The sequence below is a fragment of the Streptomyces clavifer genome (genome assembly GCF_036345975.1).
GTDB lineage: Bacteria > Actinomycetota > Actinomycetes > Streptomycetales > Streptomycetaceae > Streptomyces > Streptomyces clavifer.
Genome location: NZ_CP107793.1, coordinates 74199 through 92976, shown reverse-complemented (window position 1 = coordinate 92976; position 18778 = coordinate 74199). Strand labels below are relative to the sequence as shown.

At 72.0% G+C, this 18778-nt stretch carries 7 protein-coding genes; 2 read left to right on the top strand and 5 right to left on the bottom strand.

All coding sequences use genetic code 11. The features are described 5' to 3' along the window. The first annotated feature begins 57 nt into the window (after nucleotides 1-57). Nucleotides 58-1644 (top strand): aspartate aminotransferase family protein, encoded by a 1587-nt coding sequence (locus tag OG927_RS00345; protein ID WP_330319470.1) that lies wholly within the window; start codon nucleotides 58-60, stop codon nucleotides 1642-1644. Between the two features lie 126 nt (nucleotides 1645-1770). Here OG927_RS00345 and OG927_RS00340 read toward each other — a convergent pair whose 3' ends face one another. The 5 genes from OG927_RS00340 to OG927_RS00320 all read right to left on the bottom strand — a co-directional run bounded on the left by OG927_RS00340 (nucleotide 1771) and on the right by OG927_RS00320 (nucleotide 4601). Continuing rightward, nucleotides 1771-1911: a hypothetical protein gene (locus tag OG927_RS00340; protein WP_164494264.1), complete on the bottom strand. Its 141-nt coding sequence runs from the start codon at nucleotides 1909-1911 to the stop codon at nucleotides 1771-1773. Between the two features lie 256 nt (nucleotides 1912-2167). Beyond that, nucleotides 2168-2869, bottom strand: coding sequence for a thioesterase II family protein (locus tag OG927_RS00335; protein ID WP_330319469.1), 702 nt, complete (start codon nucleotides 2867-2869; stop codon nucleotides 2168-2170). 47 nt (nucleotides 2870-2916) lie between these two features. Next, on the bottom strand, nucleotides 2917-3543 hold the full coding sequence (locus OG927_RS00330) for a ScbR family autoregulator-binding transcription factor (RefSeq protein WP_056793628.1): 627 nt from the start codon (nucleotides 3541-3543) through the stop codon (nucleotides 2917-2919). Between the two features lie 189 nt (nucleotides 3544-3732). Continuing rightward, nucleotides 3733-4158 (bottom strand): YybH family protein, encoded by a 426-nt coding sequence (locus OG927_RS00325; RefSeq protein WP_056793630.1) that lies wholly within the window; start codon nucleotides 4156-4158, stop codon nucleotides 3733-3735. A 62-nt stretch (nucleotides 4159-4220) separates the two neighbouring features. Next, the gene (locus OG927_RS00320) at nucleotides 4221-4601 is read right to left on the bottom strand and encodes a YybH family protein (RefSeq protein WP_056793629.1); all 381 of its coding nucleotides are present in this window, start codon (nucleotides 4599-4601) and stop codon (nucleotides 4221-4223) included. 258 nt (nucleotides 4602-4859) lie between these two features. On the opposite strand from OG927_RS00320, the gene OG927_RS00315 reads away from it, so the two are divergent. Further along, nucleotides 4860-18704, top strand: coding sequence for a type I polyketide synthase (locus tag OG927_RS00315; protein ID WP_330319468.1), 13845 nt, complete (start codon nucleotides 4860-4862; stop codon nucleotides 18702-18704). Nucleotides 18705-18778 lie beyond the last annotated feature (74 nt).

Here is an 18778-nt window from a genome sequence, read left to right as displayed (position 1 = left end):
TGCCCCGTGGTTAGGCTCTGGGCGTTTCGGTCAGGTGCACTCTCCATAAGGGGTGAAATGAATAACGTCTCCGCTGATCCGCAGCTCGCGGAACCTTATCTGCTCGGTTGGCTGGCCTCGCTCGGCCTCGATGTCGAATACGTGCGGGCCGAAGGAAACACTCTCTATTATCTCGGGGCGAGCGGCGAAGAGATTCCCGTACTCGATTTCGCGGGCGGGTACGGTTCCCTCATCCTGGGACACAACCATCCGGAGATCACGACGTACGCGCAGCAGCTCCTCGCGGCCGGGACGCCGGTGCACGCGCAGTTCTCCCGCCATCCGTACGCGAACGACGTCGCCGTCGCGCTCAACCGGATCATCCAGCGCGAGCTGGGCACGGAGGACAACTACTCCGCCATCTTCGCCAACACCGGTGCCGAGGCGGTGGAGGCGGCGATCAAGCACGCCGAACTCGACCGCGGGCTCCGGCTCGCCGAGCTCCGCGGGCGGCTCGAGGAGAACCTGGCCGCCGCCCGTGCCGCGGTGGCCGGCGGAGCCGGCGTCGCACCGCAGGCGTACCGCCTCGCCGGTGTGGACGCCCGGCCCGGGACAGCCGGATTCGAGGCGCTGGCGAGCGCGGTCGAACGGCACAACGCCGAGCAGACCGCCCGCCCGCCCGTACTCCTGGCCCTGGAGGGCGGGTTCCACGGCAAGCTGGTCGGCAGCGTCCAGCTCACCCACAACGAGGGCTACCGGGCCCCCTTCGCCGCACTGGGGGCACCCGCCCGGTTCATCTCCGCGGACAGCCCGCAGGCGCTCAAGGCGATCTTCGAGAGTGAGCGGGCGACCGTGTTCGACCTGGTCGTCGAGCGCGACACGGTGTCGGTCATCGAGCGGGACTCCCCGGTCTTCTGCGCCCTCGTCCTGGAGCCGATCCAGGGCGAGGGCGGGATCCGCGTCCTCACCGAGGAATTCGCGCAGGAGATCCAGCGGGCCTGTGCCGAGGCCGACTGCCCGGTCGTCGTCGACGAAGTACAGAGCGGGATGGGCCGGAGCGGCGACTTCCTGGCGAGTTCGGCGCTGGGCCTGCGTGGTGACTACTACGTGCTCGCCAAGAGCCTGGGCGGCGGAATAGCGAAGACGTCCGTCATGCTCGCCCACCAGTCCCGCTATCGCTCCGAGTTCGAGCTGGTGCACAGCTCCACCTTCGCGAAGGACGCCTTCTCGTGCTTCCTCTCGAAGAAGGTCCTGGAGATCCTCGAGGCCGATGACGGCGCCGCGTACCGTGTGGTGCGCGAGCGCGGCGAGAAACTGCTCGGGATGCTGGCGGCGGTGCGCGCCGACTTCCCCGACGTGGTGAAGGACGTGCGGGGGAGGGGCCTGATGCTCGGCCTGGAGTTCCACGACCAGTCCGGATCCGGCTCCGAGGCCATCCGCGAGAGCGCCCCCCTGCTGGGCTACACGGTGGCCGGATACCTGATGCGCGAGCACCGGATCCGGACCTTCCCGACCGCGAGCGCCGTGAACACGCTCCGGTTCGAGCCTTCGCTGTACCTGACCGACACAGAGACCGACCAGCTGGAACGAGGTCTGCGGGGCGCCTGCCGGCTCTTCCGCACCCACGACGGTGCCGGTCTCACCGGCACGGCGGTGGAGGCCTGACGCAACAGGACGGCCCGGCCCGGGACGGCCGGGCCGTCGCCCACCGCGCGCCGCCCCGGCCCCACCGGGCGGGCGGTGGGAGGCGCCCGGTGGGGAACCGACCGGGCGCCTCCCACCACTGGCAGGTCAGTCGATACCCCGCACGATGTGGGGCTCGCCGGACTCGTCCTCCGCGCCGGCGAGCTGCAGAGGCGGATACCGCAGGACGTGCGCCAGGCCCTTGGGGAACGCGTGGCCGAGGTCGGCGTCGTACGTGTCGTCGCGCATCATGTCCTCCGGTTGTCGAGTGGAACGGCTCTCACGTCCCTGCGTCCGGTTCGGGGTGGACGGCGAGGACTCCACGGACCGCAGACCGACGGCGGTCACCACCGGGCCGGGGCGTGACAGACCTCGCCGGAGCCCGGAGCCCGCCCTGCTGGGGAGGACCCGCCGTTGCGGACGCTCCCCCTGGCACTGAACAGCAAGGACGCACCGCCCGCCGCCCGTTGAAAGGCGCGCGGTCAGACCCGCTCCCGGCGGAGGATCACGCCGGGGAGCCCGCGACGAGCAGGCTGGTCGTGATGATGTCGCGGACGTCGTCGGTACGGTCGTCCAGGTAGAAGTGGCCACCGGACAGGACCCGCAGGTCGAAACCGCCGGTGGTGTGACCGCGCCAGGCCGCCGCCTCGGCGACACCCACCACCGGGTCCGCGTCGCCGACCAGGACGGTGAGGGGACAGCTCAGCGGGGAGCCGCCGCCCCAGTGGTACGTGCCCAGGGCGCCGTAGTCCGCGCGCAGCGCCGGCATCACCATGGCGAGCAGTTCGGGGTCGTCGAGGACCGCGCGGCCGGTCCCGCCGAGAGCACCCACCGCGGCCAGGATCTCCGTGTCACTGCCCAGCCGGTCGTGCGCGCCGGGCAGCGGCGAGGGCGCGCCCCGCCCGGAGAGGAACACCCTGCGGGGCTCCGGCCGCCCGGCGGTGACCAGGCGGCGGGCCGTCTCGTGGGCGAGGACCGCCCCCATGCTGTGCCCGAACAGGGCGTAGGGGCCCTCGGTCAGCGGCTCCATGACCTCCGCGAGGGCGTCGGCGTGCGCGGCGATGCTGTGGTACGGCTCCTCCCGCCGCCGGTCCTGACGGCCCGGGTACTGGACGGCCAGCACGTCCAGGTGCCCGCCGAGCGCCCGCGACAGGGGAAGGAACGCGCTGGCCGCGCCCCCCGCGTGCGGGAAACACACCAACCGCACGGTGTCCTCACGGGCCGTTCCGAAGCGTCTGAACCACGTGCTATCCACTACGTCCCTTTCTGCGGGCCGGTACCCGAGGGCACCAGACGGGGGAGCATGAACTGCCAGAACCGGGCGATCCGTTGCTGCGACAGCCAGGTGGGGTCCCTGCGGCCCAGGGCCTCGAAGCCGACGGTCGACGCCGTCACGACGGTGGCGACGTCCTCCGCCTCGGTCCCGTCGGCGAGCGCGCCGATCTCCGCCGCGTGCCGCAGCGTGCCGCCGATCCAGTCCTGCCACTGGCCGCGCAGGTCGACCAGGCTGGGCCACGAGGGCTCGCAGCCCAGCGTGAACCCGGCGCGCAGGATGACGTCGCTGTGCAGCCCGTCGAAGAGCTGGTGGGAGGTTTCCACCAGGTTGTGGATCACGTCGACGCCACCCGGGGACCCGGGCCCGTCGAACCCGTCCGGGGTCGGACCGGTGATGTTCCACAGCCGCTGCTCGGCCGACTTCTCGATGGCCGCCGCCAGCGCGCCCTTGTTGGCGAAGTGGAAGTGGAGGGCCCCACTGCTCACCCCGGCCCGGTGGGAGATGGAGGAGAGGGAAGCCGATACGAAACCGTCCGTGTCGAAGATCTCCGCTGCGGACCGGAGCACCGCCGCCCGCGTACGGACGGCGCGTTCCTGCTTAGCCATGTGTACTCCGTGGATGCCTGGGGCGCCGCTGACGGCCCTTCAAGAACGTCCAGCGTAATGAACCGCAGCGACGGTTTTCTCACGGCGCTGATCGAATTCGTCTTGAAAGGACCACCCGCCGGACGGTCCGGAATCCGGAACCCGGCCTGCCCGAGGGGGAAGGACCGGGCAGGCCGGGAGAAGGGGGACCTACTCGGGGAGCAGGGTGCCGGCGACCGGACGGTCGATGGACATGAGCCAGCGGCCGTCATCACCGAGACGGAGCACGTCGGTGCAGTTGCCTTCGATACGGACGGGCTCACCGTCGGGACCCGTGCTGTCGACGCTGAACTTCACGCCGATCAGGGCCACGTCGCCGGCCACGTACGCGTGCGTGATCTCCGCCTTGAGGAAAGGCTTCGGCGCGAGGAACTCCTTGAAGAACTCCAGACGCTCCTTCCCGGTGAGCGGAGAGCCGGAGAAGTTCGATATCGCGTCGTCACGGTAGAGGAGATCAAACAGCGCTCCGTCACCGGAATTGAAGAGCTGGATGAAGATCTCGTTCTGAGTATCCGCGTCCGCGGTCAGGTCGGGGTTGTCGACATCGAAGTCGACCGTGATACCGGGAATGCTCATGGTCTGCGACACCATTTCCTTGGGTTGGGGGCGACCCCGTGCCGGGCACGGAGCCGCACGGGTTACTTCTGCTCGCCGTACGGCTCGTCGATGGCGTAGCGCCAGTTGCCGTCCGCACCCTTGCGCAGCACGTCGACACCGACCCCCGTCAGCAGCTCGGGGCTGCCCGAGCCGTCCACCGTGGCGATGGACCAGTCCACGATCAGGAGCGCGGTGTCTCCGGTCACGAACGTCTGGCGCGGCTTGGCGCTCATCTTCGGAGAACGGGCCAGGAACTCCTTGACCGCGTCCTTCCGGGCCTGGCCCGTGAGCGGTTTGCCCGGCTCCCAGACCGCGACGGCCTCATCGGTGTACATCGCGTTCACGGCGTCGGCGTCGCCCGCGTTGAAGGCCGCCTCGTACAGCGCGGTGTGCTGTGCGACATCGCTGGTCAGATTACTCATGGTGAGACCATTCCTGCTTTCTTCCGGCATTACTCCCGGGAATTCGAGGAGTTTCACGCAGATCTGTTCAGAATGTAACGGGTGGACCTCACCGGTCGCCCACCGACAAGTAACGGGCCACCCGAACCGGCCGGTTACCCACACGTGACCAGGTATTGAGAAGAAACAGAGCGGCCGATCCTAAGGTCACCATGCGGGCTTCCATATCCGGGATACTCAGGCCGCTTCGATATCAGTCAGAAAGGGCAGCCGAGCGCCATGACGACTAATCGCAATTCTGTGGAGAGCCACACGCCGCGAGACGGCGAGGGGGACGTCGCCGTCATAGGCATGTCCTGCCGGCTCCCCATGGCCCTGGGCCCGGCCGACTTCTGGCAGATGCTGCGCAACGGCACCGACGCGATCACCGCCGCGCCGCCCGGACGCTGGAACACCGCGGAACCACAGGCCGGCGCAGGGATCCGCCGCGGCGGATTCATCGACGGCATCGGCGACTTCGACGCCGGCTTCTTCGCGATCTCCCCCCGCGAGGCCGCCGCCATGGACCCGCAGCAGCGACTCGTCCTCGAACTGGCCTGGGAAGCCCTGGAGGACGCCGGAACCGTCCCCGCCCGGCTGCGCGACTCCCGCACGGCCGTCTTCGTCGGCACCCTGCGCGACGACTACACCAGCCTCGCCGGCCAGTACGGCGAACAGGCCATCACCCAGCACTCGATGACGGGCCTCAACCGCGGCATCATCGCCAACCGCGTCTCCTACCACCTGGGTCTGCGCGGACCGAGCCTCACCGTCGACGCCGCCCAGTCCTCCTCCCTGGTAGCCGTGCACCTGGCCTGCGAGTCGCTGCGCTCGGGGGAGTCCAGCACCGCGATAGCCGCGGGCATCAACCTCAACATCCTCGGCGAGAGCGCCGTGACCGAGGAGCGCTTCGGCGGCCTCTCACCGGACGGCACCGCCTACACCTTCGACGCCCGCGCCAACGGCTTCGTACGGGGCGAGGGCGGCGGAGCCGTCATCCTGAAGCCCCTGGCCCGGGCGGAAGCCGACGGCGACCGGATCTACGGCGTCATCCGGGGCAGCGCGGTCAACAACGACGGCGCCACACCCGGACTGACCGTGCCCAGCCGCGAGGCCCAGCGCCAGGTCCTGCGGGAGGCCTACGAAAAGGCCGGAATAAGTCCCTCCGAAGTCCAGTACGTCGAGCTGCACGGCACCGGCACCCCCGTCGGCGACCCCATCGAGGCCGCCGCGCTCGGAGACGTCTTCAGCTCCCACCGCGCGCCGGGCGACCCTCTGGTCGTCGGCTCGGCCAAGACCAACGTGGGACACCTGGAAGGGGCCGCCGGCATGGTCGGCCTGCTCAAGGCCCTCCTGAGCCTGACACACCGCGAGATCCCCGCCAGCCTCAACTTCGAGACCCCGAACCCGGCCATCGACCTCGACGGACTCGGCCTCCGCGTACCGCGCGAGCTCGGACCCTGGCCGCACCCCGACCACCCGCTGGTCGCGGGAGTGTCCTCCTTCGGCATGGGCGGCACCAACTGCCACATCGTCCTCACGGAGGCCCCCGCCCCCGACCGGGCACCCACCGCCGATGCCCCGGCCGCGGCTGCCGGAACCGGTGACGCCGCAGCCGGTGACGCCGGAACCGGCGAGGCCCCGGCCGTCCTGCCCTGGGTCCTCTCCGGCCGGGACACCGAAGCGCTCCGCGCCCAGGCCCGGAAGCTGCGCACCTTCGCCCCCACGAGCGAGGCGGAGCCCGCCGACGTCGGCTGGTCCCTGCTGACCACCCGCACCGCCTTCGACACACGCGCCGTCGTCCTGGCGGAAAGCGAGGAGACCTTCCTCGCGGGCCTCGACTCCCTCATCGAGGGCGAACCCGGCGCCGGTGTGGTGACGGGGGCGGTTGAGGACGGTCGGTTGGGTTTTCTGTTTACGGGTCAGGGTGCGCAGCGGGTGGGGATGGGGGTGGGTTTGTGTGGGGTGTTTCCGGTGTTTGCGGGGGTGTTTGATGAGGTGTGTGGGTTGTTTGATGAGGTTTTGGGTGGTTCGTTGCGTGGGGTGATTGTGTCGGGTGTGGGTCTGGATGAGACGGGGTGGGCTCAGCCGGCGTTGTTCGCGGTGGAGGTTGCTTTGTTTCGTTTGGTGGAGTCGTGGGGTGTGTGTCCTGATTTTGTGGTGGGGCATTCGGTGGGTGAGGTGGTGGCGGCTCATGTGGCGGGGGTGTTGTCGCTCGAGGATGCGGTGGGGTTGGTGGTGGCGCGGGCGGGGTTGATGCAGGCGTTGCCGGTGGGTGGGGCGATGGTCGCGGTCCGGGCGGGGGAGGAGGAGGTTCTGGCTGTGCTGGGGGGTCGGGCCGGGGTTGCTGTTGCTGCGGTGAATGGTGCGGGGTCGGTGGTGGTCTCGGGTGTGGAGGCCGGTGTGTTGGAGGTGGTGGCGGAGCTTGAGGGGAGGGGTTTCGGGTCGAGGCGGTTGCGGGTGAGTCATGCGTTTCATTCGCCGTTGATGGATCCGATGTTGGAGGAGTTCGGGGCTGCGTTGGCGGGGGTTTCGTTCGGGGTGCCGCGGGTGGGTGTGGTGTCGACGCTGACGGGCCGGGTCGCGGTGGGTGAGGACCTGCGGTCGGCGGGGTACTGGGTGGATCAGGTGCGTGGGACGGTGCGTTTCGCTGACGCGGTCGACACGATGGCCGCTCAGGGAGTGACGTCGTTTCTGGAGATCGGGCCCGACGCGGTGCTGTCGGTGCTGGCGCAGGGTGCGGTTCCGGCGTTGCGCCGGGACCGTGACGAGGTGGTGTCGCTGCTGTCGGCGGTGGGGTCCCTGTTCACGCGGGGTGTGCCGGTGGACTGGCGGGCCCTGTATGCGGGGACCGGTGCCCGTCGGGTACCGCTGCCCACCTACGCCTTCCAACGCCAACGCTACTGGCTCGAACCCGGCCCCACCGACAGGACAACGGCCCCCGCCCTCCCGGCGAGCACACCCACCGAGCCCCCCGCCCCCCACGGCGAACTCGGCCGCCGGCTCGCCACCATGTCCCAGGCCGACCGCACCCACTCCGTCACCGGCCTGACCGCCGCCCACATCGCCGCCGTCCTCGGACACGACAAGGACAACCGCCCCGACGCCCGGCACTCCTTCAAGGACCTCGGCTTCGACTCCCTGATGTCCGTCGAACTCAGAGACCGGCTCGCGACCGCCACAGGCCTGCGCCTGCCCGGCGGCCTCCTCTTCGACCACCCGACCCCCGCCGCACTCACCGCGTACATCGAGGCCGAACTGACCGGCTCCGCCACCACCGACGAACAGCACCCCGCCACCCCGCTCCACGACGACGAACCCATCGCCATCATCGCCATGGCCTGCCGCTACCCCGGCGGCATCTCCTCGCCCGAGGACCTGTGGCGGCTCGTGGCCGACGGCAAAGACGCCATCTCCGGCTTCCCCGCCGACCGCGGCTGGGAACCCGACCTGTACGACCAGGACCCCGAGCGCTCCGGCAAGAGCTCTGTGCACGAAGGCGGCTTCCTGCACGACGCCGCCCTCTTCGACGCCGCGTTCTTCGGGATCTCGCCCCGCGAGGCCCTCGCCATGGACCCCCAGCAGCGCCTCCTCCTGGAGACCTCCTGGGAGGTCGTCGAGCGCGCCGGCATCGACCCGGACACCCTGCGCGGCAGCCGCACCGGCGTCTTCGTCGGAGCCACCGCCCTCGACTACGGCCCCCGCCTGCACGAAGCCCCCACCAGCGTCGAGGGCCACCTGCTCACCGGCTCCACCAGCAGCGTCATGTCCGGACGCATCGCCTACCAACTGGGACTCGTCGGCCCCGCCCTCACCATCGACACCGCCTGCTCCTCCTCCCTCGTCGCCCTCCACACCGCCGTGAGGTCGCTGCGCCAGGGCGAGACGACCCTCGCGATCGCGGGCGGCGCGACGATCATGTCCGCCCCCGGCATGTTCACGGAGTTCTCACGGCAGCGCGGCCTCGCCGCCGACGGCCGCAGCAAATCCTTCTCCGCCGACGCCGACGGCACCTCGTGGGCCGAGGGCGTCGGCCTCCTCCTCGTGGAGAAACTCTCCGACGCCCGCCGCAACGGCCACCAGGTCCTCGCCGTGATCCGGGGCTCCGCCGTCAACCAGGACGGTGCCTCCAACGGCCTGACCGCCCCCAACGGCCCCTCCCAGGAACGCGTCATCCGCCAGGCCCTCGCCGACGCCCGCCTGACCACCGCCGACGTGGACGCCGTCGAGGCACACGGCACCGGCACCCGCCTCGGCGACCCCATCGAGGCACAGGCGATCCTCGCCACCTACGGCAGCGACCGCAGCGGCCGAACACCGGTGTACCTGGGCTCCCTCAAGTCGAACATCGGGCACGCCCAGGCCGCCGCCGGGGTCGGCGGTGTCATCAAGATGGTCCAGGCGATCCGCCACGGCGTCCTCCCGCGCACCCTGCACGTCACCGCACCCACCCCGCACGTCGACTGGACCACCGGCGGACTGGAACTGCTCACCGAGGCCCGCGCATGGCCCGCCACCGACCGTGCCCGCCGGGCCGCCGTCTCCGCCTTCGGCATCAGCGGCACCAACGCCCACGTCATCGTCGAGCAGCCGGAGAACGACACCCCCGACCGCCCCGACGACACCCCCGCCCACCCCCGGGACGACACCACCACCGGCTCCCGAACGCCCGCCCTGTGGGCCCTCTCCGCCCCCGACCGCGCGGCCCTGTCAGCCCAGGCCGAAGCACTCCGCACCCACCTGGACAACCGCCCGGAGCTCGGCGCCCAGGACATCGCCGACATCGGGTTCTCCCTCGCCACCTCCCGCGCCACCTGGCCCGAGCGGGCCGTCGTCACCGGCACCGCGACCGCGGAACTCCTCGACGGCCTCGACGCACTGCGCCGGACCACCGACGCCCCGAACCTGGTCACCGGATCCGCCGCCCGCGCGGGCCGCACCGCGTTCCTGTTCACCGGCCAGGGCTCCCAGTACCCCGGAATGGGCCGAGAACTGTACGAGTCGCGCTCCGAGTTCGCCACCGCCCTCGACGAGGTGTGCGCCGCACTGGACCCGCACCTCGACCTCGGCCGCCCCCTGCGCGACGTGATGTTCACCGACACCGACACCGACACCGACACCGACACCGGCACCGGCACCGATGCCGATGCCGGTGGGTCCGGCGCCGCCCTGCTCCACGAGACCCGCGCCACCCAGCCGGCACTGTTCGCCCTCGAGGTCGCCCTCCACCGCACCCTCCAGGCCCACGGGCTGGTCCCCGATGCCGTCGCCGGGCACTCCATCGGCGAGCTCGCCGCCGCACACGTCGCCGGGGTCCTCTCCCTCGACGACGCCGCCACCCTGGTCGCCGCCCGCGGCCGGCTCATGCAGGCGGCGGTCCCCGGCGGCGCGATGCTCGCGATCCAGGCCGCGGAGAGCGAGGTCGCCGAAACCCTCACCCCCTACGCCGGCCGGCTCACCCTCGCCGCCGTCAACGGCCCGGACGCCGTCGTCATCTCCGGCGACGCCGACGCCGCGGACACACTCGCCGCACTCTGGCGCGAACGCGGCCGCAGAACACGCCGCCTGACAGTCAGCCACGCCTTCCACTCACCGCACATGGACACCATCCTCGACGAGTTCCGAACCGTCGCCGAGGGCCTGACCTACCACGCACCGCTCCTCCAGATCGTCTCCACCCTCACCGGCCGGCCGGCCACCGGCGACGACCTCGTCACCCCCGACTACTGGGTGCGCCAGATACGCGAAGCCGTACGCTTCCTCGACGCCACCCACACGCTCGAGGACGAGGGCGTCACCGTCTTCGTCGAGGTCGGCCCCGACGCCGTCCTCACCGCGATGGCAGACGGCGCGTTCCTGGCCGGCACCTCCCAGGCCGTCGCCCTCCAGCGGGCCGGCCGCCCCCAGGACACCGCCCTCACCACCGGCCTCGCCCGCGCCCACACCCTCGGCGCCCCCCTCGACCTGGCATCGCTCTTCCCCGGCGCCTCGCGCGTCGAACTGCCCACCTACGCGTTCCGGCGCAGCCACTACTGGCTCCGGCCCCGGACCCGCACCGACGCCCGAGGCCTCGGACTCGACCCGGCCGGCCACCCCCTCCTGGCCACCACCGTCGACCTCGCCGAGGGCGAGGGCCTCGTCCTCACCAGCAGCCTGTCGCTGACCGACCACCCCTGGCTCGCCGACCACCGCATCCACGGCACCGTCCTCGTACCCGCCACCGCGTTCATCGAGCTCGCCTCGGCAGCGGGCCGGACCGCCGGCACCGAACACCTCCTCGAGCTCACCCTCGAAGCCCCGCTCGCCCTACCCGAACAGCGGCCCGTCCGCGTCCAGGTCGCCGTCAGCGCCCCCGACACCACAGGCACCCGCTCCTTCACCGTGCACTCCCGGCCCGAGACCGACGACGAGCAGACCACCTGGACCCGCCACGTCTCCGGCGCCCTCGCCGACACCCCCGCCACCACCGACCCCGCCTTCGACGAACTGCTCGAATGGCCGCCCCGGGACGCGGAAGCCGTCCCCCCGGACGACACCTACGGGCAGCTCACCGACCTCGGCTACGAGTACGGCACCACCTTCCAAGGGCTGCGCGCCCTGTGGCGCGGCAGGAACGGCACCACCTACGCCGACATCGCCCTGCCCGCCGACCAGCACGAGGCCGCCGCCGGCTACGGCATCCACCCCGCACTCCTGGACGCCGCCCTCCACCCGGTCGTCCTCGACACCGCCGACACCACCGAACCGGACACCATCCGGCTGCCGTTCGCCTGGAGCGGGGTCACCACCCATGCCGTCGGCGCCACCACCCTGCGCGTTCGCATCCGGCACACCGGCCCCGACACGGTCGCCCTGCACCTGGCCGACGCCACCGGCGCTCCCGTCGCCACCATCGACTCGCTGATGCTGCGCCCCGTCGCCAAGGACCGGCTCGCCCCCGCGGACACCACGGACGGCCTCTTCACCCTCGCCTGGCCCTCACTCGCCCCGCCGGGCGGCCCCGCACCGCGCATCGCCGAACTCCCCGCCGGCACCGACGCCTTCCCCGACCCGCAAGGACCCGACGCCGACGTCCTCCTCGTCCGCACCGGCGCCGGCGCTCCCCCCGCCCCGGCCGCAGCCCACGAGAACGCAGCCCGCGCCCTCGCCCTGACCCAGCGGTGGCTCGCCGACGAACGATTCGCCCACACCCGCCTCGCGTTCGTCACCACCCGCGCAGTCGCCACCGCCCCCGGCGAAAACGTCGACGGCCTGTCCACCGCCCCCCTCTGGGGCCTGCTCCGCACCGTCCAGAGCGAACACCCCGACCGCATCACCCTCCTGGACGTCGACGGCACCCCCGAGGCCGAGGAACTGCTGCCCGCCGCCCTGGCCACCGGCGAACCCCAACTCGCCCTGCGCGGATCACAACTCCACGTCCCACGCCTCACCCGCGACCGGACCCCCGCACCCGTCCCCACGCCCGGCCCCGACCCGCAGGGCACCGTCCTCATCACCGGCGGCACAGGCGGCCTCGGCGCACTCCTCGCCCGCCACCTCGTGACCGGGCACGGAATACGCCACCTCCTGCTCACCAGCCGACGCGGACCCGCCACCCCCGGAGCCGACCGGCTCACCGCCGAACTCACCGAACTCGGCGCCCGGGTGACCACCCTCGCCGCCGACGCCGCCGACCCGGACGCCGTCGCCGCCCTCCTGACATCCGTCGACCCCGCACACCCGCTCACCGCGATCGTGCACACCGCCGGTGTCCTGGACGACGCCACCGTCGAATCCCTCACCCCACAACAGCTGGAGAAGGTCCTGCGGCCCAAGGTCGACGCCGCCTGGCACCTGCACGAGCAGACCCGCGACCTGGACCTGGCCGCCTTCGTCCTGTTCTCCTCCGTCTCCGGCATCATCGGCACCGCGGGCCAGGCCAACTACGCCGCCGCCAACACCTACCTCGACGCACTCGCGGCCCACCGCCGGGCCCAGGGCCTGGCCGCCACCTCGCTGGCCTGGGGCCTGTGGGACTCCAGCCACGGCATGGGCGCCCAGCTCGGCCAGGCCGACCTGGCCCGCTGGAGCCGGGCCGGCATCGACCCGCTCGACCCGGACACCGGCCTCGCCCTGTTCGACACCGCCCTCACCGGCGGCGACACCCTGGTCGTACCCGCCCTCCTGGACCTCGCCCGGCTCCGTATCACCGCGGCCGGTGACCCGCCCGCCCTGCTGCGCGGGCTGATCCGCCCCCGCGCCACCACACGGGCCGCCCGGGGAACGCCGGCCGCGGGAACGCACGACGGCACCGAATGGGTCCGCCACCTCGCCACCCTCCCCGAGGAGGAGAGCCGTTCCGCCGCCGCGGACCTCGTACGCACCATCGTCGCCGACGTCCTCGGCCACGGGAGCCCGCAGAGCATCGACCCGGAACGCGCCTTCAACGACATCGGGTTCGACTCCCTGGCCGCGGTGGAACTACGCAACCGGCTCAACACCGCCACCGGACTGCGGATGCCCGCCACCGCCGTCTTCGACCACCCCTCGCCCGCCGCCCTCGCCGCCCACCTGCACCAGCAGGCCGCCGGCCGCAAGCCCGCCACCAGCACCGCACCCGCCCGCCGGTCCACCGCACCCGCCGACGAGCCCATCGCCATCATCGGCATGGCCTGCCGCTTCCCCGGCGGCGTCACCTCACCCCAGGACCTGTGGCGGCTCGTCGCCGAAGGCACCGACGCCGTCAGCGAATTCCCCGACAACCGGGGCTGGGACCTGGAATCCCTCTACCACCCGGACCCGGAGAAGACCGGCACCTCCTACACCCGCCACGGCGGATTCCTCCACGACGCCGACCGGTTCGACCCGGCGTTCTTCGGAATGTCACCGCGCGAAGCCATCGCCACCGACCCCCAGCAGCGCATCCTCCTCGAAACCGCCTGGGAGACCTTCGAGAGCGCCGGCATCGACCCCGCACTCCTGCGAGGCACCAGCACCGGCGTCTTCACCGGCGCCATGTACGACGACTACGCCTCCCGGCTCGCCAAGAGCCCGGAGGAGTTCGAGGGCTTCCTGCTCGCCGGCAACCTCTCCAGCGTCCTCTCCGGCCGCCTCGCCTACACATACGGCCTCGAAGGCCCCGCCCTCACCATCGACACCGCCTGCTCCTCCTCCCTCGTCGCCCTGCACCTCGCGGCCGGCGCCCTGCGCCAGGGGGAGTGCGACCTCGCCCTCGCCGGCGGCGTCACCGTGATGTCCGGCCCCAGCACCTTCGTCGAGTTCTCCCGGCAGCGCGGCCTCTCCGAGGACGGCCGCTGCCGCTCCTTCTCCGCCGACGCCTCCGGCACCGGCTGGGCCGAAGGAGCGGGCCTCCTCCTCGTGGAGAAACTCTCCGACGCCCGCCGCAACGGCCACCGGGTCCTGGCCGTCATGCGCGGCTCCGCCGTCAACCAGGACGGCGCTTCCAACGGCCTGACCGCCCCCAACGGCCCCGCCCAGGAACGCGTCATCCGCCAGGCCCTGGCCGCCGCGGGCCTCACCCCCGCCGACATCGACGCGGTCGAGGCCCACGGCACCGGCACCAGCCTCGGCGACCCCATCGAGGCACAGGCCCTGCTCGCCACCTACGGACAGGACCGCCCCCAGGACCGCCCCCTCCACCTCGGCTCCCTCAAATCGAACATCGGGCACGCCCAGGCCGCGGCCGGCGTCGGCGGCGTCATCAAGATGATCCAGGCCATGCGCCACGGCATCCTCCCCAGGACACTGCACGCCGAAAACCCCTCCCCCCACATCGACTGGGACGCGGGCGCGGTGCGACTACTCACCGAGGCGACACCCTGGCCCGCCACCGGCCGCCCCGCCCGAGCCGCCGTATCGTCCTTCGGGATCAGCGGCACCAACGCCCACGTCGTCCTGGAACTCGCCGCCGACACCCCGACACCGCCCACACCCACCCGCACCCCGGCCGACAGCACCGTCATCCCCTGGATCCTGACCGCGAAGGACGAGAACGCCCTGCGCCGCCAGGCAGACCGGCTCCACCACCACCTCACCCACCACCCCGAGCTCGAAGCGGCCGACGTCGGCCTCACCCTGGCCACCACCCGCGCCACCCTGGAACACCGCGCCGCCGTCCTCGGCACCGACCGCACGACACTCCTGGACGCACTGGCCCGCCTCACCGCCGGCGAACCGACACCCTCCGTCATACGCGCCGCCACCACCCACCGCGGCAAAACAGCCTTCCTGCTCACCGGACAAGGCAGCCAGCGGCTCGGCATGGGACGCGAACTGTACGAGACGTCCCCCGTCTTCCGCAGCGCCCTCGACGACGTGTGCAGGCACCTGGACACCGAACTGTTCCGGCCCGTCAAAGACGTCCTCTTCGCCCCCGAAGGCTCAGCGGACTCGGCCCTCATCGACCAGACCGCCTTCACCCAAGCCGCCCTCTTCGCCACCGAGGTCGCCCTCTTCCGACTGGCCGAACACCACGGCATCACCCCGGACTACCTCCTCGGCCACTCCATCGGAGAGGTCACCGCCGCCCACCTGGCCGGCGTCCTGGACCTCGCCGACGCGTGCACCCTCGTCGCCGAACGCGGCCGGCTCATGCAGGCGGCACGCGAGGGCGGCGCAATGGCAGCCCTCCAGGCCTCCGAGGAAGAAGTACGGTCCGTACTCGCCGACTACGAAAACGTCGCCATCGCCGGAATCAACGGCCCCCGCTCCACCGTCATCTCAGGCGACCAGGACCTCGTCGAAGAAATCAGCGCCCTGTGGCGCATGCAGGGCCGCAAGACCAAGCGGCTGCCCGTCAGCCACGCCTTCCACTCACCGCACATGGACGAAGTGCTCGACGAATTCCGCGCCGTCGCCGAGTGCCTCACCTACCACCCACCCCGCATCCCCGTCCTCTCCAACGTCACCGGAGTCCTCGCCACCACCGAACAGCTCACCTCACCCGACTACTGGGCCTCCCACATCCGCGAGCCGGTCCGCTTCCACGACGGCGTCCGCCACCTCGAAGAACTCGGCGTGACCGACTACCTGGAACTCGGCCCCGACGGCGTCCTGACCGCCATGGCCCAGGAATGCCTCACCCACGAAGCCGCCCTCCTCACCCCCCTCCTGCGCTCGGGCAGACCCGAGAGCGACACCGTCGCAGCCGCCCTCACCACCGCCGTCCTGCGCGGCACACGCCCCCACTGGCCCTCGTACTTCCCCGACGCCCACCGCGTCGACCTGCCCACCTACTCCTTCGAGCACACCCGCTACTGGCTGGAGGGCGCAGCCACCCCCGCCGACGCCGAAGGATTCGGCCTCCACGGCGTCCGCCACCCCCTGCTCAGCGCGGCCGTACGGGTCGCGGACCGGGACGCCTACCTCCTCACCGGCCGCGTCTCCCGCCGCACACACCCCTGGCTGGAAGGCCACACGGTGGCCGGCACCGTCCTGCTGCCCGCCACCGCACTGCTCGACCTCGCCTTCCGCGCCGCCGAACACACCGACTGCGACACGGTCGACGAACTGACCCTCGCCGCACCGCTGATCCTGCCCGAACAAGGCGCCGTCCAACTGCAGCTCGTCGTCGGCGAACCCGACGAGACCACAGGCCGCCCCCTCGCCGTCTACGCCCGGCCCGACCAGGACGACACACAACACCCCTGGACCCTGCACGCCCAAGGACGCCTCTCCACCACCACCGCCACCCCCGAAGGACTCCCCACCTGGCCCCCGGCCGACGCCACAGAAGTGGACCTCGACGGCGTCTACGACCGGCTCGCCACCGCCGGATACGGCTACGACAACGCCTTCCAGGGCCTGGACCGCCTCTGGAAGACACAGGACGAACTCTTCGCCGAAGTCACCCTCGGCGAGGAACACCGCACCGACGCCCCGCACTTCGGCCTCCACCCCGCCCTCCTGGACGCCGCCCTGCACCCACTGCTCCCCGGCGTCACCGAACCAGAAGGCCCCTCCTGGCTGCCCTTCTCCTGGTCCGGAGTGAGCCTGCACGCCACCGGAGCGACCGACCTGCGGGTACGGCTCTCCCTCAACCGGTCCGGCGACGAATCCCTCCACGCCGCCCTCACCGCCACCGACGGCGCCGGCACCCCCGTCGCCACCGCCAGATCCCTCCTGCTGCGCCCCCTGTCCCAGGAAACACTCCGCGCCGCCGGCACCGCCGCACGCGACGGCCTGTTCGGCCTCGGCTGGAAGCCCCTGCCCACCACCGGCACGGCCCCGGCCCGCACCGGCTGGGCCCTGGTCCCCGACGGCACCGGCCCACGAAACGCCCGGGCCCTCGACAACGCACTCGAAGCGGGCGCCGCACCACCGGCCGTACTCCTCCTGCAGACATCCGGCCCCGCCCCCGACGTCACCGGCGACCACGACACCCTGCCCCAGCGGGCCCGCACCGCCGTACGACAGGTCCTCGACACCGTGCAGGACTGGCTCGCCGACGACCGGCTTGCCGGGACCCGGCTCGTCGTCACCACCCGGGGAGCCGTCGCCGCCGGACCCGAGGACGTCACCGACCTGGCCCACGCCGGAGTCTGGGGCCTGCTCCGCTCCGCACAGACCGAAAACCCCGGCCGGATCGTCCTCGTCGACCTCGACCCCGCCCCCACCGACACAGACCGCACCGCCGCGGAGGACCGGCTCCTGGACCTCGCCGTATCCAGCGGGGAAACCCAGATCGCCGTCCGCGGCGACACCCTCACCGTCCCCCGGCTCACCCGCACCGCCCCGCCGGCCCAAGGCCCGGCACCCCGATGGGACCGGGGCACCGTCCTCGTCACCGGCGCGACCGGCACCCTGGGCACCGTCCTCGCCCGGCACCTCGTCACCGAACACGGAGCCCGCCGGCTGCTGCTGCTCAGCCGCCGCGGCCCCGACGCCCCCGGCGCCGCCGAACTCCGCACCGAACTGGAAGCACTCGGCGCCCACGCGATGACCGTCGCCTGCGACGTGACCGACCGCGACTCCCTGGCCGGCGTCCTCGCCACCCTCTCCGACGAGCACCCGCTGACCGCCGTCGTCCACACCGCCGGCGTCCTCGACGACGGCGTCGCCGCCCGGCTCACCCCCGACCAACTCGACAACGTCCTGCGCCCCAAGATCGACGCCGCCTGGCACCTGCACGAACTCACCCGGGACCTGGACCTCACAGCCTTCGTCCTCTACTCCTCCGTGGCCGGCCTCATCGGCACCGCGGGCCAGGCCAACTACGCGGCCGGCAACACCTTCCTGGACGCCCTAGCCGCCCACCGCCGCGCCCACGGCCTGCCCGCACTGTCCCTCGCCTGGGGCCTGTGGGCCCAGGCGAGCACCATCTCCGGCAGTCTCGACGACACCGACCTGCGCCGCCTGGCCCGCGCCGGCCTGCGTCCCCTCGCCACCCAGGAGGCGATGGCCCTCTTCGACGCGGCCCCCGCCACCGGCGAGGCCGTCCTCGCCGTCACCCGCCTCGACACGGCGGTCCTGCACGGCGCAGGCGACGAACTGCCCCCCGTCCTGCGCGCCCTCGCCGGGCCGGCCAAGCGCCGCGCCACCACCGCCGCGAGCACCGGGACGCCTCAGGAGGCCCCCCTCGCCCAACGCCTCGCCTCCCTCGGCCCCGCCGAACGCGAACGCACCCTCACCGATCTCGTACGCACCCAGGTCGCGGGTGTCCTGGGACACGGGGACCCCGGCCGCATCGAGGCCGACCGGGCCTTCCAGGAACTCGGCTTCGACTCGCTCACCGCCGTCGAACTCCGCAACCAGCTCGGCCGGGCCACCGGACTGCGCCTGCCGACCACCCTCGTCTTCGACCACCCCTCCCCGCAGGCGCTCGCCACCCACCTCCTGGCCGAACTGGCCGTGGAGGACGCCTCACCGGCGGAACCGGTCCTCGCCCCCCTCGCCGGTCTGGAGACGGCCATCGCCGCCGCACCGGACCAGGAGACGCGCAACCTGATCGCCGCACGGCTCAAGGAACTCCTCAAGGCGGCCGAGGCCGCCGGCAGCCCCGGAGGACCACAGGACACCGACGACGAGCAGAACCTCGAAACGGCGAGCGACGAGGAACTCTTCGCACTGCTGGACGAACTCGAATGACCCGCCAGGCACGCGCCGCCCACGGCACGCACACGGCAATCGGACACACCATCACCGGGGAGCTGAATTCACGT

Bases quoted from the DNA above. Each gene is read 5' to 3' on its own strand.
- OG927_RS00345 (WP_330319470.1), top strand. From the start codon at position 58: ATGAATAACGTCTCCGCTGATCCGCAGCTCGCGGAACCTTATCTGCTC.
- OG927_RS00340 (WP_164494264.1), bottom strand. From the start codon at position 1,911: ATGCGCGACGACACGTACGACGCCGACCTCGGCCACGCGTTCCCCAAG.
- OG927_RS00330 (WP_056793628.1), bottom strand. From the start codon at position 3,543: ATGGCTAAGCAGGAACGCGCCGTCCGTACGCGGGCGGCGGTGCTCCGG.
- OG927_RS00325 (WP_056793630.1), bottom strand. From the start codon at position 4,158: ATGAGCATTCCCGGTATCACGGTCGACTTCGATGTCGACAACCCCGAC.
- OG927_RS00320 (WP_056793629.1), bottom strand. From the start codon at position 4,601: ATGAGTAATCTGACCAGCGATGTCGCACAGCACACCGCGCTGTACGAG.
- OG927_RS00315 (WP_330319468.1), top strand. From the start codon at position 4,860: ATGACGACTAATCGCAATTCTGTGGAGAGCCACACGCCGCGAGACGGC.